This is a genomic window from Amycolatopsis sp. Poz14, assembly GCF_006704225.1.
In the GTDB taxonomy this organism is placed as follows: Bacteria; Actinomycetota; Actinomycetes; order Mycobacteriales; family Pseudonocardiaceae; genus Amycolatopsis; species Amycolatopsis nivea.
In genome coordinates this window covers 9,097,895-9,115,399 of the sequence record NZ_JACLHD010000001.1, presented here as the reverse complement: position 1 = coordinate 9,115,399, position 17,505 = coordinate 9,097,895, and the positions used below count along the sequence as shown (strand labels likewise).

Below are 17,505 nucleotides of genomic sequence, written 5' to 3'. Positions count from 1 at the left end.
CCTCTCCTTCTCAGGACCCTTGCTTTTCCGTCACCGCCGGATCGGTTTCCGCCGCGCCTGAGGAGCCGGCGAATCCGCGGGTCCGCACAAGCCCGACGCAGATCACCGTGACGACGCACAGTGCGGCGATGTACGCGGCGATTCCCCAAGGCTGGCCGCCGTTCGCGGACAACAGCAGCGTCGCGATCGTCGGCATGAGCCCGCCCCCGAGGACGGTCGCGGCCTGGAAGCCGAGCGAGATCCCGGTGTATCGGACGCGTGCCGGGAACAGCTCTGTGAACAGTGTCGCTTGGATGCCGTAAGCCAGGCCGTTGAACAGATTCACCAGGATCAGAGCGAGGAACAGCGCACCGACGGTCCGTGCTTCCAGCACCGCGAAGAACACGAACGCCAACGGCACACGGCACAGCGCGACGATGACGAAGGAGCGGCGCCGCCCGATCCGGTCGGAGAGCAGTCCTCCGAGCGGTGCCGCGAGCAGGTTCACGATATTGCCCACGAGCAGGGCGTCGATGACCATCGACCGGGAGAAGCCGAGCGGGGAAACGGCGTAGGAGGTCACGAAGACCATCAGGAAGCCGAACGCCGCGACCGACGTGTAGATCCCGATCGACAAGAGCACGGTCGCCGGGTGGTGCCGCACCGTTTCCCACAGCGGCGAGCGCGGGCGTGTTCCGGTTGCCTTGATCCGCTCGAACTCCGGCGATTCGGCGATCCGCAGCCGTGCCCACAAGCCGACCCCGATCAGGCCGACACTGATCAGGAACGGGATGCGCCAGCCCCAGGCGAGCAGCTGGTCGGTCGTCAGCACGGCGAGCAACACTGTGATCGTCAGCGAGGAGAGCACCAGGCCGAAACCGCTGCCGGTTTGCACGAGACTGCCGTAGAGCCCGCGGCGCTTCGCCGGCGCGTGCTCGGTGACCAGCGTGACCGCGGCTCCCCACTCCCCGCCGATCCCGAAACCCTGGACGAACCGCAGCACGGTCAGCAGAACCGGAGCCGCGATGCCGATGCTGTCGTACGTCGGAATCGCTCCCATCAGGACGGTCGCGCCGCCCATCACCATCAGCGTCCAGATCATGACCGGTTTCCGTCCGAACCGGTCGCCGAGATATCCGAAGAGCGCGCCGCCGAGCGGCCGGGACACGAACCCGACCGCGAACGTGCCGAATGCCAGCAGAGTGCCTGCCACGGGGCTGGCAGCAGGGAAGAAGAGGTGCGCGAACACCAGCGCGGTCATCGTCCCGAAGGTGTTGAACTCGTAGAACTCGATCGTGTTCCCGATGACGCTGGCCACGACGAGCCTGCCGTGACCACGAGCAATGAGGCGGTCCATCCGGACTCCTTCGACAATGGACGTCTAGACGTCTGTCAGTAGCTGGTTCATACTGAGACGGCGGTCACGGATAGTCAAGCCCGGCTGGGCGAGACGGTGGCGCGGAAACGACGGCGAGGAGGAACGGTGGCGGAACTGACCGGTGTGCCCGGACAAGGAACGGACCCGGCGTGGCAAGGACGGATCGGGCGCACCGTCGCCGAGTCGTCGTCGTACTGGCCGGAGCCGCCGAGCCGCCCGGGTGCACCCAACGTGGTCCTGGTGGTGCTGGACGACACGGGATGGTCGGACTTCGGGTGTTTCGGCTCCGAGATCTCCACTCCCGCGATCGACCGGCTCGCCGCGGGTGGTCTGCGCTACACGAACTTCCATGTCACGCCGCTGTGCGCGCCGACCCGCGCGAGCTTGCTGACCGGCCGCAACCATCACGCTGCCGGGATGCGGTTCCTGCCCAGCGCCGACACCGGGTTCCCGAATTCCCGGGGTCGCGTCCACCCCGGCATCGAGCTGCTGCCGTCCCGGCTGCGCAGGGACGGATACGGCACCTACTTGGCCGGCAAATGGCATCTCGCGCCCCTGCCGGAGATCAGCCCGGCCGGACCGTTCGGCAACTGGCCGCTGGCCAAGGGCTTCGACCGCTTCTACGGTTTCCTGGACGGCTGCACCGACCAGTACGTTCCCGAGCTGTACGAGGACAACCATCCGGTCGACCCGCCGGGCGGCGCGGACTACCACCTGTCGGCGGATCTCGCGGACCGCGCGATCGGGTTCGTCCGCGACCACCTCGCGTTCCGGCCGGGCAGCCCGTTCTTCCTGCAGCTGGCTCTCGGCGCGACCCATGCCCCATTCCAGGTCCCGCGCCCCTATCTGGAGCGCTACCTCGGCGTCTTCGAGAAAGGCTGGGACCGCACGCGCGAGGACCGGCTGCGCCGGCAACGGGAATCCGGCCTGGTGCCGCCGGAGACCGAGCTGACGGAACGCAATCCGGGCGTGCCGGCGTGGGACACCCTCAGCGCCGAACAACAGCGGCTCGCAGTCCACCTGCAAGCCGCGTTCGCCGGCTTCCTCGAACACGCCGACGCACAGGTGGGCCGGGTGCTCGACGCGCTGCGCGACTGGGGCATCCTGGACGACACGATCGTGCTGGTGCTGTCCGACAACGGCGCGAGCCCCGAGGGCGGTGCCGCCGGAACCGCGGACCTCAACTCGGCTTACGGGCGGGTAGAACAAACTCTCGACCAGGAACTCGCCCGGCTGGACCGGATCGGCGGACCGGACGGCCCGGCGCACTATCCGCAGGGATGGGCGAGCGCCGGCAACACCCCGTTCCGCCGGTACAAGCAATTCGTCGACCTCGGCGGCATCCGGTCGCCGCTGGTCGTGCATTGGCCGGCCGGCATCGACGGGGGCGGGCAGACACGGAACCAGTTCGTCCACGCGATCGACATCATGCCCACGTTGCTCGAACTCGCCTGCCTCGAACCGAGCGGTCCAGTCGACGGGCGCAGCATCGCAAAAACCTTTGCCGACCCGGACGCTCCGTCCGCGCGGGACACGCAGTACTTCGAAATGCTCGGCCACCGCGCCATCTGGCACCGCGGCTGGAAAGCCGTCACCATCCACACTCCTGGCGCCTCGTTCGACGCCGATACCTGGCGGCTCTACGACACCGCCGCTGATTTTTCCGAGTGCCACGACATCGCCGCCCATCGTCCCGAGCTTGTGAATGAACTGCGGCGATTATGGGAACGGGAAGCAGAAGCCAACGACGTTTTTCCGCTCGACGACCGGCCCCTCGTCACGTTGCTCGGCCTGCGGGCACCGCAGGGGCTGATGGCGCTGCGGCGTCTGGTGCTGCGTCCCGGGCAGAGTCACGTTCCCCTCGCCAGCCGGATCACCGGCACCGACCGGTCCATGCGAGTCGACGCAGGAATCCGGGCAGACGCCTGGCCCGCGGAAGGCGTCATCCTCGCGAGCGGCGGTTCGTACGGAGGGTACGTGCTCTACCTGCTTCGCCAGGAGCTGGTGTTCGAACACCTGCTTCTCGACGAGCGAGTCACCTGCCGGTCCGGACCGATCGCGGAAGCCCCCGGGCACTTAGGATTCACCCTCTCCCGGAAACCGGATCGCACCGCGAAAGTGGAGCTGTTCCTCGGCTCCGAGACATTCGGCGAAGCGCTGATTCCGGTCGCCGCAGGCCGCCTCTCCTGCTACGGGCTGGACGTCGGCCGCGACAAGGGAAGCCAGGTATCGACGGCGTACCAAGGAGAATTCGCGCTGCCCGACGGCGTGCTCGAAAGCGTCACCCTCGAATACTTGGACTCCTCCCGAGCCGAGGAGATCGCAGGGGGCCTGGAACGGGAACAATAGCCCGCCTTCCGGCCGGGAGCGCAGGCGCGCGCAACGACGTCGGCCTGGAACGTCGCTGCCAATTCCGCCCGGCGCGGCAGGCGGCTTGTCCTGTCATCCGATCCTCGGCAGCCTGGGTTTGGTTGCCGTGCACTCGGTGCGTACTCGGATCCGCTGCACGGTGACCGGGGCGGGATCGAGAAAGCACCGGGTACGTAGGCCAGCCCTGAGGAAACGGCAAGAGCGTCTGTGCACCCTGACCGGGATGCCGGATACCCATGCCAGCTCCGCCAGGTTCATTCCGGTTCGGTGTCAGGCCCCTTGCGCAAGAGGGCCACGACCCCACGGGACCGACCCGGCCGCATCGGTACCTCGTTCACGGCCGGGTGCCGACTGAGGCCCTCCCGAGCTTGTCCGACAGCAACCGGCAGGCGTCGCGGGTCCAGTCTCTGAGCAATGGGCGGCTGGCGCGCGGGCCGATGATGTCCTGGACTCCGAATTGTTCGGCGGTCCAGAACGGCGACGACAACGCCGAGCGTTCGGCTGGAATGCGAACCGGTTCGGTCGCCGGGTCGGTCTGCTCGACCTGCGCACGGAAGGCTGCCTCGATGCCGCTTTGCGAGGGAAGCCCAGCCCCGAGCTCCGGACGGCCGAGCCCAGCTTCGGCTGGCTCGATGCCGGTTGGCGATCAGGAGGTGGAAGGTCTCGCACAGGTCTGTCAGACAACTGACGGCCAGGGCTCCTTGGGCCGACATGTCGGCCCAAGGGCCGGGTCCGCGGCGATCACGCCGAATGGAGGTCCGCCGAGCCCGGGGCAGCACGGCAGCGGCCATCGCCGTCCCCGGCATGCCGCGGCGTCGAAGATCGCGTTCAACCCCGCAGAGCGTGACGCCGATCGGCGTGGGGCCGCAGTCCATGCGAAGACGCCATTTCTGCGACCACCACCGAATGCTTGCAACCTGAGTTCGCCGAGAACAGCGGCCAGCGCGTCGGTGCCAGCCGTCAGCTTCTCGCACGCGGAGCGTGCCGGCGCGCAGGCGGCGAGCCCGTCGGCGGCAGCGGCGTGCTCACGGTGGCTAGCAACCGTGGTTGTTTGTTTCGGCCTCGTGGTTTTGGCTCAGCACGTATCGGCATGAACTGTGGTGCGGCGGCCTTGCACACCCGCATTCGGAAGGGACCTCCGATAATCACCCGTTGGGCGAGATGCTCTGGAGCCTCGCGTGCGCCTGAACCGGAACGGGGCCGGGACTGCTCCCAGGATTGCTCAGCTACTGAACGGCAGCTGAAGTGTGGTGCCTCAAACTCAAGATCCATCTATGCGAAAAAACCGCCCTGCCTGGATTTTGCATCCGGCGGGCGGTGTTTCGTCGTGGTGGACCTTGGGGGAGCTTACTCGAACATAAAAGACCAGGTCAGAGCCCTGGAAGAGCTCCGAGAGAAGCTTCCCAGTATCGATACGCCCGAGCCGACCTTGGTCAAGCGCGACCGACCTCGCCGGGCCCGGCAACTCCGTGCCGATCAAGTCGAGCAGCTGATCGCCGACTACCAGGCCGGCGCAACCGTGTACGAACTCAGTGACCGGTTCGGCATCGAACGGCGGACGGTCAGCACCATCCTCCATCGGCACGGCGTGCCGATGCGCCGCCGCGGTCTCTCACCCGAGCAGGTCGACGACGCCATCCATCTCTACAAGCTCGGCTGGTCCTTGGCACGGGTCGGTGATCACCTGGGAGTCAACCACACCACCGTGCTGAACAAGCTGCGGGAACGCGGCATCCCCACGCGAGACGCCCACGGGCGTCCGCGCGTCGAAGCAGGTGACCACCGATGACCCGGCCCCCAGCAATGTCAACTCGACCAGGTTCGGATGGAGCCACCATCGTTAAGGCCGTCACCGTGATCATGGGCATCGTCGTCGGCCTCACCTTCATGTTCGGCTTCGGCAACGTCCTCAACCTCGCGCTCCGACTCGGCGTGCCCATCTGGGTCGCTCCACTCGTCGCACCCGCCGTCGACCTCTCAATCCTCGGGCTCCTCCTCGGCAGTCGGCACCTGGCCCTGATGGTGACAAGGCCCGAGCAGCTGCGGCCGGCCCGCCGGCTGCTGATCTTTGCCAATGTGGTGACCCTTGCATTGAACGTGGCTGACCCACTCGTTGCTGGCGACTATGGCAAGGCCGCGTTTGACGCCGTGGGGCCACTGCTGCTGATCGGCTGGGCTGAGGTCGGCCCAGATCTGCTGAGGGCGCTGACCATCGCGAGCCGACCGACCGAAGAAGCGCCTTGCGGCATGAATCGGATGCGGGAGCTGTTCGCCGCCGAACCCACCGTTGCTGGAAGCACGGCACCAGAGTCGTCCAGCGCAGAAGTGAAACCAATCGAAACGTCGGCCCACAAGCAGAGCAACCTGGCAGCATCCAGGACGGTTGATGACCACCTGCTTAGGCGGGCAAGAGAGGAAGACCTGCGTCATTGGGATGCGTATCGCCGACCGATCTCCGCGGACAAGCTTCGGAAGAAGCTCCGCATCGGTGCCGCTCGCTCCCGGCTGCTCGTGGCGATCATCCGAGCCGACCCGCAGCGCAACGTCGATCACTTCAAGATCAGGTGGTCAAGGCAGGAACACGGATGATCACCACAGTTCGGGTGGCATCTTCTCGGCGTGTCGACGGCTGCCGCCGTGTACCGCGTAGACAATCAGTCACCTGCGAGGTCAATATTGATACGCGGACCGGGGGATGTATGCGTTCCATTCCAGAGAAGACGTTGGAGCATTGGACGAGCATCTACCTATCGAGCCGCTTTCCGAACGGAGCGATGTGGTGGCCTACGTCCGGCGAGGACGTCTTGGCCGAACTGCCTCGGCTCGCCACGTCTGGGCCGGGGAAGACGATAGCCCTCGAACTGAAGACTACTGAGGCGACCGGTAGCAAACACGTGCTGTGGATCGATACCCGCCAACTGGATCGCTATCTCAACCCGCCGTTCGGGCCCCCGCTGCCGGTCTATTACGTGTTTCCGGTACCGCACTGGGCTGGGCCGTTGACGTCCTGGTCGGGCACAACCCCCGCCGCTCCGGGCCCGATGACCGCAGCGCCACCGGAGTGGTGGCGACGGCGGGTGGGTTGGCCGTGGTTCGGCGAGTGGCTCTACGTGATGTCGGCACAGTCACTCAGCGAGGCTTTGCCGCCTAATTGGGCGGCACCGTCGAGGACGCGAGCGAGGACGCGAGCGAGACTCCTTACTCTGAGCACATCCCATACCGTCGGCACGACGCCGGACTGGACGAGTCTGTTCGCCCGGGCGCCGACTGCAGCGCCGATCGACTGGGCGTCGTTCTGGGTGGCCGTGACGCGGTGCGGGCCAGACGACGGAGTCCGATGGCGCACCATAGCTGGCGAGGGCAACCGGCCAGACCGCGTGGTGGTACTCAGCGGCAACGAGGAACGCATGTGGCAGTTCGGCCAACTGCTCGACCGGCCGTGGCTGGAGGTCGAACCGCTTGCCGCTGAGGACGCTGGAACCGAACGCGTGCTGCTGCACATCCCGGAATCGGCGCTCACGTGAGAGGAGCACAATCCCGATCGACTTGCACCGGAACTATCCACATAGTGGGGCCACAGCACCCCGCAAGTACACGCCCGCTCGCTCCCGCTTGGCCGGTTCTGTGATCAAGGCATCCAACATCGGTCGATTCAGCCGGCTAACAGTGCGCTTTCCGCATGCGAGGTACTGCTTCACGATGTCGAGATGACAGTCCCGCCGACTCCGTCGAGACCAGCTTCTTGACCTAGCCGCCAGCCGCACCCGTGTTGTGGGTTCGCGAGATGGAGACGATCTCCACGTGTACACCCAGGCCCTGGAGCGCTGTGGCCGCGTGCAGTAAGGACACCTTGGCGAAGGCGAACATCGACTGCGAGGTCAGCGACACTCCGTCCTTGAGCAGGATGGCGTAGACGAGCGTCGGCGAACTGAGCGCTGGGTCCAGCGGATGACCAGGTGCCAGTTGGTCTAGTTTGTCGAGAAACTTCGCCCGAGCTTCACGGTCGTAGCGCAGGGTCTCGATCGCCACCCTGCCCTGTGCGAAAAGGTGGTTGAGAGCCGCCGTCTTATCCGCCTTCTTGACGCAGATGAACTGACCGTTCGGCCCGAGCACGTCGCCGAGTTCGAGTCCGCCGCCGCGCAGGCGCTTCGTGCGGACGGTGTTCTTGTCGAGCAGCACGTAGCTGTCCTGCTCGGCGATCTGCTCGTTGTACCAGCCTTCGTCATGGCCGTCGCCCTTCGTCCATGGCGGCAGGGCGACGCTGACGGACTGGGCCAGCAGCTCGGCAATCCTCTTCTCAATGACGGCCAGGTAGTTGGCGCCGATCTCGTACCACCGGCCCTGCCAGTAGAAGTGGTGGACGACGTCATCGGACACCTCGGCGGTGAGCCAGTGGTCGGCGGGCACCTTGCGGCTGAGGCGATCAGCGCCGTCGGTGTCGGCGAACATCTCGATGCGTCCCTCACGGAGAGCCTGCAAGCGGCTGGCGTCTCGCCGGTGTCGAACCGCTGCGACGAGGTCGTCGACGTCCAACTCGGTCATCTGCTGCGCGTTGCCGGCGATTGAGACCTTGAACGACTCGGCGAACTCGTACCGGTCGCGGCACTCGCTGGGTACGGCGAGTCCGACACGGTTGCTGTCGGCCTCGCCGAGCATGGCATCGAGGCGCGTATCCAGGTGCTGTGCCCTCTGGGACTTCGGGTCGAGCGGGCGCACCTGGGCGATGAACTCGAACTCTGGAAGTGGATTCGGGCGGGCGCATACCTCCTCGACCTGCCGGATGTCGTGTAGGAGTGAAGCGGGTGTACTGCCGAGGTGGATCTTGATCGAGCGGTCGGTTCCGGTGACGTGGGCGGTTCGTTTGCCGTCCCTGGTGAAGGTGAGCGGCACTCCGCTGATCTGTCCGGAGATCTGGCTGACGATTTCGCCGAACTGCTCGATGCCGAAGCCTCGGATGTGCTCACCGCCGGTCGCGGAGTTCTCGTCTGTGCGACCGCGGGCGTCCATTAGTTGGCGGCGGACCTTGGTGATGCGCTCCTCGGTCAGGCAGCGAACGGCGAAGTCGATGCCGAACCCCGGATCGATCCGAGTCGGATCGATCATCAGATGGCCCATGCCGTAGGTCAGGCCGTAGGTGGCCGCGTCGGTCCGCACGACGAGCAGACCCAGAGCCGTCTGGTTCGCTTCGGCCACGGGGTGGCCAGACAGGAGGCTCAGCACCTCGCACCAGTCCGCGGGGCCAGGGGCGATGGTGCCGGAGACGAGCAGACCTCGGAGCCCTTCCCCGTCGACTACGCGGGTGGTGAAGCCCTCGCGGTCGAGGTAGCGCGGCAAGACGAACGCACGGAGATGCTCCTCGCCCGTCTCTCCGGCGTCCCGCAACCTGTAAAGCGAGGTCTTGCGGGTGGGCGGGAGCTTCGCGCGGTCATCAGCGCGCTCGACGGTCACGTTGGCTTCGGTCATATCGATCCTCACGTAGGGCGTGGGGCGCTCGGTGGCGTTTCGGTGGAGTGAGAGCACGCTCGGGTTCGTACGTCTCTGCGGTGACGTAGACCGTAGAACACCTTGTGAACATAGGCAACTCCGTTCACAGATTGTGAACGTTGGCATCGGTGTTCACGGATGCTTGCTTCGAGTGATCCCCTCTTGTACGGTCAAGCGAGTGACCGCCGCCCAGGACGACGTGATGACTGCCGCCGCGATCGCCCGGCTAGCGGGCGTCGGACGCGCCGCCGTATCCAACTGGCGGGCCCGCTACCAGGACTTTCCCGAACCAATCAGCGAGACCGGCAAGAGCCCACTGTTCTCGCGGGCCGAGGTCGAGGCATGGCTCGTGGCAACAGGGAAAGCCAATCAGCTCGCGACGGCCGGCCGGACCACGACCGGCACTCAGGTTCTTGATCGCGCGGCAGCGACGCGAATCCGCGACGCCGCGATCGCGGACTTATCCCAGGATCAGCTGCTAGCCAGAGTGATGGTGTCGCTGATCCCGGAGTGGGGCGATCGGGCCGAGGCCGAACCCCCGACCCTGCTCGACCCGTACTGCCGGGACGGCGGCGTACTGATGGCAGCCGCGGACAGGTTCGGAAGCCGTGTTCACCTCGCCGGTCAGGGCGCCAGCGAGTCGGTCGCCGCCGACGTTGCACTCAGTTTGCGTGCGCATCCTCAGAACCTCTCGTACGAGCCCGTTCGAGTCGGCGACTCCCTGGTGGACAACCGGCTCAGTGAGCACCTGGGAACCGCGGAAGCCGTGGTGTGCCTTCCGCCGCTCGACGCGCCGCGATGGCCGGCGGACGAGTTGTCCGACGATCCGCGCTGGGTCTTCGGCGTTCCGGGGCCCCGGGACGGTGAGCTGGCGTGGATTCAGCACTGCTATGCGCACTTGCGCCGCGGAGGAATCGCCGTTGTCGCGATGACTCCGAGGGCAGCCGTCCAGCCGTCCGGGCAACCGATCCGCGTGGCGCTCGTGAAGTCAGGAGCACTACGTGACGTGATCTCGCTGCCGAAAGAGCTGAGTCCCCTCCCGGGCACAGGGCTGCATCTCTGGGTTCTGCAACGCCTGCGCGACACGCCCTCGACCGCGGTAGGCATGATCGATTTATCGAACGTGAACCCGGCGGACGTGCCGCACGACCCTGATGGCTGGGAACTGTTGTTCAGCAGCCTCGATCCGGCGATCGCTCAAGCGATTCCGCGTAGCGAACTACTCGATTCCAGTTGCGATCTGCTGCCTTCTCACCACATGACCATCCGTTCCGAGATCACGGCTAACGACCTTGCCCGCGTCACTGATCGCTTGCAGGCGCTTTACGTACAAGCGGCCCAAACACTCCCGCGGTTCGCCGCAGGCCGTGCATCCGCCCTGAGCACCTCAGTGACGCTTGCCGAATTGGAGCGAAGCGGCGCCCTAAGGATCCGCTCCAGGGATACCACCCCACGCCAGGGTGATCTGCTAGTGCGGACACTGGGGCGACCACCTCTCGTCGCTACCGGCACGTCCGCCGACGACACCGGAATCGCGCAAGTCGTCGAGCTGGACACCAGCCGTCTGGACCCGCACTTCGTCGCCGTGTTCCTGCGTACTGACGCTGCCGCATTACCGATCGCCAACACACTCGGCGCGCTCAGCCGCGACGACCTCCGACGTTGTCGGATCCCCCGTATGTCCGTGGTCGAACAGCGTCGATACGGTGACGCCTTTCGCCACTTGGACGAACTGGACACCATGCTCGGCGCGCTGGCGAAGGTGAGCGCAAGCGTGATCGCGCAGACCGTGCACGGCTTGACCACCGGCTCACTGACACCGACCGCACCGAAGACCAACGACCCTGCAATGACCGAAAGTGAGACGAATCAGCCGTGACCTCCGGACCCACGCACGCCAAGATGGCGAACGACATCTGGTCGGTAGCCGATCTGCTGCGCGGCGACTACAAACGCCACGAGTACGGCCAGGTAATCCTGCCTTTCACCCTCATGCGCCGCCTCGACGCGGTCATGGCCCCGACTCGCCAAGCCGTCCGCGACCGTAACGCGACGCTCGATGTGCAGAACAAACAGCGGTTGCTGGAAATCGCCGCGAAGCTGCCGTTCTACAACACCTCCGAGCAGGACTTCACCACGATTGCCGCCGACGCAACCAACGTGGCCAAGAACCTGCGGGACTACATCAACGGCTTCAGCGCGAACGTCCGCGAGATCCTCGCACGCTTCGACCTCGACAACGAGATTACCAGGCTCGCGAGCGCCAAGATCCTCTACCAGGTCCTCGGCAAGTTCGCTGCGATGCGCGACCTCGAAAAGCTCACCAACCACGACATGGGCTACGTCTTCGAGCACCTGATCCGCAAGTTCGCGGAAGACTCCAACGAGACCGCCGGTGAACACTTCACCCCGCGTGAAGTCATCGAACTCATGGTCAACCTGCTGATCGCCCCCGATGCGGACACCGTGGCCGGCGAGGGTCAGGTCATCAACATCCTCGACCCGGCCTGCGGCACCGGTGGCATGCTCACCGCAGCGGAGGACCACATCAAATCGATCAATCCCAAGGCCGAGGTATACCTGTTCGGCCAGGAAATCAATGCAGAATCGTGGGCAGTCTGCCAGTCAGACATGCTCATGAGCAACCACCGCGGCGACATTCACTTTGGAAACTCCTTCAGCGACGACGGTTTCGCCGCCCGCAAGTTCGACTACATGCTAGCCAACCCACCCTTCGGCGTGGAGTGGAAGAAGGTCAAGGACTTCGTTGAGAACGAGGCCCAACTCGGCCACGCTGGCCGATTCGGCGCCGGCATGCCGAGGATCAACGACGGCTCGTTCCTTTTCCTGCAGCACATGATTTCGAAGATGGAACCGGTCGAGGGCAAGGGCGCCCGGCTGGCGATCGTCTTCAATGGCTCCCCGCTATTCACCGGAGCCGCCGAATCCGGCGAGTCCAAGATCCGCCAATGGATACTGGAGAACGACCTCCTGGAGGGCATCGTCGCCCTGCCGGACCAACTGTTCTACAACACCGGCATCTCTACGTACTTCTGGATTCTGTCCAACCGCAAGGCCAAACAACTGCGCGGCAAGGTGATTCTGCTCGACGCCCGCGACCAATGGGAGAAGATGCGCAAGTCCCTTGGTGACAAGCGCAAACGTATCAGTGACGCCCAAATCAAGCGCATCACTGAACTCTACGTCGACGCCGTCGCCGTGGCAGCGGACCCGGCGCATCCCGACCACGCCAAAGTGAAGGTCTTCAGCACGCGAGACTTCGGGTACCACCGCATCACCGTTGAACGCCCGCTTAAGCTCCGCTTCGAGATCACCGACGACACCCTGGCCGCTCTGGGAACCACGAAGAGCCTCGCCAAGTGGGACGGCCGCGACGCTCTGTTGGAAGCGCTGCGCGGACTGGCTGGCACAGTGTGGTGGACGAAGAGGGAAGCAGCCAATACCCTACACAAGACCGTTGCAGACGCTGGCGCACTGTGGCCCAGCACGGCGGCGCTGCAGAAGCCATTTTGGGGTGCGATCTCAGTGCCTGACCCCGAGGGCGAAGTACAGAAGACCAAAGACGGAGCAGTGCTGCCGGACCCCGACCTGCGCGACTACGAGAACATCCCTCTAGACGAGGACATCGACGCCTACTTCATCCGCGAAGTAATCCCACACGTACCGGACGCCTGGATCGACCACGACAAGACGAAGGTCGGTTACGAGATCCCCTTCACTCGCCACTTCTACGTCTACACACCACCGCGCCCTCTAGCGGAAATCGACGCCGAACTACGTGACTTGGAAGCACAGATCCAAGGCCTTCTGCGCGAGGTGACTAAGTGAGTGCTGCACTGGCCATCACGCTTCCACACTGCTGGACCTGGTCGCCGCTGAAGTTCGCAACAGTTTTCCTCCACCGAGGCACCTCGCCCGATTATTCGGAAGATGGAACAGTACGAGCCGTCAGTCAAGCTGCGATCCAGTCAGCGGAAATGGATTGGACTCTCACTCGACTGCATCGCCATGAAGGCGATCCGCGAAAAATTAAAGGATATCTCTCTGTCGACGACGTATTAGTAAATTCTACGGGCACGGGAACGCTCGGACGAGTGGGGTACTTCGCTGGCGGCCCAGATTCCATGCCATGCATGGCCGATGGACACGTGACGGTTGCGCGCGCAGATCGACAGACCGTCGAGCCGAGGTACCTGTACTACTGGTTGAGTTCTTCGCTATTCTATGAGTACATCTACTCGGCATTAATTGTTGGTGCCACCAATCAGATTGAACTTAATCGAGAACGCCTTGCTGCCGCTCCGATCGCCCTCCCGCCCCTCGATGATCAACGCCGCATTGCCAACTTCCTTGACGCGGAGTCGGCGAAGCTCGATCAGCTCACTCGCCTCAGAGCAAAGCAAGTGGAACGACTTCAGGAAGCCCTGCGCGCGGAGTCTGTACGCCTTACCGGCCGCGATCGGCGAAACCGGATGGAGAAAACAACGGAATGGCCACGAGTTGCGCTTCGTCGAATTGTAGATAAGGTCCGAACCGGGCTAACGCCAACCGAATTTCTTCAGGCTCGCGAAGGCTTCGACGATATGCCATGGTACACTCCCGCAGCCCTGGATGGCCTACTTGATCTCGGCATTGCCGACAGGCATGTGAGCATGGAAGACTCTTCTCAAGTTCCAAAGTTTTCCGCTGGAAGTATTTTGATCGTCGGCATTGGCGAATCTCTCGGAAAAGTTGCCCCTCTTGACCATGAGGCTACCGGGAATCAGCAGTTGACGGCCATTATGGCGAGTGAATCCATAGACCAGCGGTTCCTTGCATGGCAGCTATTCGCAGCCTACGAAGAAATTCGCGAGTGGGCTCAGTATTCTCGAATTAGAATTTTGAACAACGAGATGCTGAAGTCGTTCCATGTGTACATTCCATCGGGAAATTATCAGAGGAACGTTCGCAAAGAACTTGACCAACGACTTGTTGAGTTCAGAGAATTCCGCGATGCGGCACAACGATTCTCCCGGATTGCATCGGAACGTCGTCAGGCACTGATCACGGCCGCCGTCACCGGACAGGTTGACGTTACGACTGCACGCGGACTGTCCGAGAGGGGCGGTATCAAGGTATGAGTCCCGGAGTGCACACCGAGCGGGCATTCGAGGACCGGGTCGAAGCTGAGCTTCTAGCGTACGGCTGGGAGCGATCGGAAGGCACATTCCGCCCCGATCTCGGCTTCGATACCGGCGCGATGTACCAGTTCATCGGCGCGACGCAGATAGAGAGCTGGGACCGGCTTGTCGACCTCTACGGCGGCGATCAGGAGACTGCGCAACGTCAGTTTTCCCAACGTGTGGCCGCTGAGATCGACGCACGCGGGATATTGGATGTGCTGCGCCAGGGCGTTCGTGACCGTGGCGTACACGTCGACCTGGCGTACTTCCGGCCCGGCCACACCTTGGCCGCCGACGCCCTCGCCGGGTACCGAGCCAACGTACTGGCCATGTCGCGTCAGGTCTTCTACAGCGTGCGCACAAGCGAGTCAGTCGACATGGCGTTGTTCGTCAACGGTTTGCCTGTGGCGACCGTTGAACTTAAGAACCCGAATACCGGCCAGAACGCTGACGATGCGATCGCTCAATATCGTCGCCGCGATCCAAACGAGCTATTCTTCGCTAAGCGAACGCTTGTCCACTTCGCAGTAGACCCGGATCGCGCGTTCGTCGCCACGCGCCTGCGGAGCAAAGACACGCAGTTCCTGCCGTTCAACACTGGCTCAAATGGCCCGGGAGTGTCCGGGGGCGCTGGCAATCAGCCCGCGCACCCCGGTTCGTACAGCGTGGCCTACCTGTGGGAGCAGATCTGGCAACGGGACAACTGGCTGGAGCTCCTTCAGCGTTTCATCCACGTGACCGCGCCGGACACGAAGGGCGTGAAGCTTAACCCGCACACCGCGCCGCGTATTTTTCCGCGCTACCACCAGTGGGACGCGGTGCAGAAGATGGTCGCTCACGCGCGGGCCAACGGCGCCGGGCACAACTACCTGATCCAGCACTCCGCGGGCTCGGGCAAGTCGAACACGATCTCGTGGTTGTCACATCGGCTGTCGAACCTGTTCGATGCAAACAATCAGCCGGTGTTCCACAAGACAATCGTGATCACCGACCGGGTGGTGCTCGACCGACAGCTGCAGAAGACGATATTCCAGTTCGACCACACGCCAGGTGTGGTGAAGAAGATTGACGAGGACTCCTCGCAGCTGGCCAAGGCGCTCGACGACGAGACGTCGAAGATCGTCATCAGCACGTTGCAGATGTATCCGTTCGTGCTGAAGAAGATCGCTGAAATGGGGCTGGCGGGCAAGCGCTATGCGGTCATCATCGACGAGGCGCACTCGTCGCAGGGCGGTGACTCGGCGATTCGGCTCAAGCAGGCTCTTGGCTCCAATGCGACGCGGCTTGAGGATGAAGACGATGTCGAGTACATGACGCGGGTGCGCGGCAAACAACCGAACCTGTCGTACTTCGCGTTCACTGCGACCCCAAAGTCCGCGACGTTGAAGCTCTTCGGCACCTTCGACCCCGAGCGGGTGAACCCGCGCACCGGGGAGCAGGGCATGCACGTGCCCTTCCACATCTACTCGATGCGGCAGGCCATCGAGGAAGGCTACATCCTCGACGTGCTGGCCAACTACATCACCTACGACACCAAGTGGCGGCTGCGGGACGCCGCGGTCGAGCAGGCCGAGTCCCGTATCTCGAACCCCGACGTCGACGCAGGCAAGGCACGGGCCAAACTGGTCCGCTTCGCCGAGCAGCACCCGAAGTCGTTGGAGCAGAAGGCGCGACTGATCGTCGACGAGTTCCGCGAGAACATCTCCGGCCGGCTCGGTGGCCGAGCCAAGGCAATGGTCGTGACCGGTGGACGACAGCACGCTCTCGACTTGTATCAGGCGATCCGGAACTACGTCGATCTTCGCGGGTTCACCGACTGCGGCACGCTCGTCGCGTTCTCCGGACAGTTGAAGGACGACAAGACGCAGTTGGACTTCACGGAGGCTCAACTCAACGGGTTCCCGGAGGGGCAACTGCCCGACCGATTCGGCTACACCAAGGCCGACGATCCTCAAGCAGTTGCGCGTAACCAGGATGAGTACAGGCTGCTGGTCGTTGCCGAGAAGTACCAGACCGGGTTCGATCAGCCGTTGCTGTGCGCGATGTACGTCGACAAGCCGTTGACCGGTGTCGCGGCGGTGCAGACTCTGTCCCGGCTCAACCGGACGCACCCTCTGAAGTCGCAGGAGGATGTACACATCCTCGACTTCGTCAACACAGCTGCCGACATTCAGGAGGCGTTCGAGGACTGGTTCGAGACCACGATCACCGAGCCCACTGATCCGAACCTGCTCTACTCCAAGCAGCGGGAAGTGATGGACTTTGCGTTGCTCGTGGCGTCGGAGATGGAGGCGTTCGTCCGTGTCCTCGCCGCGGCAGGACCGGGCCGGATGCCGGAGGCCGCGGAGCGCAAGCTACACGCCGAGCTGCACGAGTACTTGAAGCCCGCGTTGGATCGTTTCGAGGCGATGGAGTCGGACGACGAACGGGAAGGCTTTCGTAGCGCGCTGCAGGACTACGTGCGCGCCTACAGCCTCATCGCGCAGATCGTCGACTGGGGCGACCGCGACCTGGAGCGCCTTTACCAGTACGGCCGGGTGCTGCTGATCCGCCTGCCGGGTAGACCGTCGACGTCGGTCGACATCGGCGATGCGGACCTCAGCCACTTCCGTCTGGAGTTCACCGGACGGCATAACGTGTCGCTGTCGGCCATCGGCGACCGTGACGTGCGCGGTCATGCCGCCGACGGCGGTGGCTACCGCGAGCCTGACGTCAAGCCGTTGTCTGAGGTCATCGAAGAGCTGAACGAGCGGTTCGGGCTGGATCTCGGCACGTCCGACGAGATCCTCGTCTATCAACAGGTCGTCAACCTTGTCGAGGACACGGGGATGCAGCAGATCGCCCTGATGAACGACGAGGCCCGGTTCGGGCAGGTCGCTGACGACCGGCTGGATGACATCGTCGCCGAGAACGCCGAGCGCAACACGGACTTCATGAAGCTCTACTTCGACAACAACGAGTTCCGCAAGGCGATCAAGGACGCAGCGCGCAAGCGTGCCTATCGGATCATCACCGAGCCAGCCAGGGATGAGGCGCTGGAGCGGTTGCGCGCCGAGATGCGCAAGGAGACTGGTGGGCACACGATCGTGTAACGAGAACGGCCGACGACGA

10 protein-coding genes are annotated in these 17,505 nt (G+C 64.1%); 8 read left to right on the top strand and 2 right to left on the bottom strand.

The window, feature by feature from the left end:
- Positions 1–10: 10 nt before the first annotated feature.
- Positions 11–1,336, bottom strand: a complete 1,326-nt coding sequence (locus tag FKO37_RS42260) for an MFS transporter (protein WP_238608010.1) — start codon at positions 1,334–1,336, stop codon at positions 11–13.
- Between the two features lie 126 nt (positions 1,337–1,462).
- Here FKO37_RS42260 and FKO37_RS42255 point away from each other — a divergent pair, with 126 nt between their 5' ends.
- From FKO37_RS42255 to FKO37_RS42240, 4 genes are all read left to right on the top strand, one after another.
- Complete coding sequence (locus FKO37_RS42255; protein WP_238608009.1) at positions 1,463–3,706, top strand: arylsulfatase; 2,244 nt, start codon at positions 1,463–1,465, stop codon at positions 3,704–3,706.
- Between the two features lie 1,348 nt (positions 3,707–5,054).
- Entirely contained in the window at positions 5,055–5,516 is a 462-nt protein-coding gene (locus tag FKO37_RS42250; RefSeq protein ID WP_238608008.1) for a hypothetical protein, read from the top strand.
- 65 nt (positions 5,517–5,581) lie between these two features.
- Positions 5,582–6,316, top strand: coding sequence for a hypothetical protein (locus FKO37_RS42245; protein ID WP_238608007.1), 735 nt, complete (start codon positions 5,582–5,584; stop codon positions 6,314–6,316).
- Positions 6,317–7,104: 788 nt separating this feature from the next.
- The gene (locus tag FKO37_RS42240) at positions 7,105–7,251 is read left to right on the top strand and encodes a hypothetical protein (RefSeq protein WP_238608006.1); all 147 of its coding nucleotides are present in this window, start codon (positions 7,105–7,107) and stop codon (positions 7,249–7,251) included.
- A gap of 223 nt (positions 7,252–7,474) precedes the next feature.
- Here the strand turns inward: FKO37_RS42240 and FKO37_RS42235 are convergent, their stop codons facing one another.
- A complete protein-coding gene (locus FKO37_RS42235) occupies positions 7,475–9,190 on the bottom strand; it encodes a DUF6119 family protein (RefSeq protein WP_238608005.1) in 1,716 nt (571 codons plus the stop codon).
- A gap of 199 nt (positions 9,191–9,389) precedes the next feature.
- Between FKO37_RS42235 and FKO37_RS42230 the strand changes: the two genes are divergently transcribed.
- The 4 genes from FKO37_RS42230 to FKO37_RS42215 are packed head-to-tail and all read left to right on the top strand — an operon-like array spanning position 9,390 to position 17,486.
- Positions 9,390–11,090, top strand: a complete 1,701-nt coding sequence (locus FKO37_RS42230; RefSeq protein WP_238608004.1) for an N-6 DNA methylase — start codon at positions 9,390–9,392, stop codon at positions 11,088–11,090.
- A 23-nt stretch (positions 11,091–11,113) separates the two neighbouring features.
- Positions 11,114–13,060: a class I SAM-dependent DNA methyltransferase gene (locus FKO37_RS42225; RefSeq protein WP_238608003.1), complete on the top strand. Its 1,947-nt coding sequence runs from the start codon at positions 11,114–11,116 to the stop codon at positions 13,058–13,060.
- The gene (locus FKO37_RS42220) at positions 13,057–14,352 is read left to right on the top strand and encodes a restriction endonuclease subunit S (RefSeq protein ID WP_238608002.1); all 1,296 of its coding nucleotides are present in this window, start codon (positions 13,057–13,059) and stop codon (positions 14,350–14,352) included. The genes FKO37_RS42225 and FKO37_RS42220 overlap by 4 nt, the downstream gene beginning before the upstream one ends.
- Before the next feature lie 8 nt (positions 14,353–14,360).
- Entirely contained in the window at positions 14,361–17,486 is a 3,126-nt protein-coding gene (locus FKO37_RS42215; RefSeq protein WP_238608001.1) for a type I restriction endonuclease subunit R, read from the top strand.
- Positions 17,487–17,505: the final 19 nt, after the last annotated feature.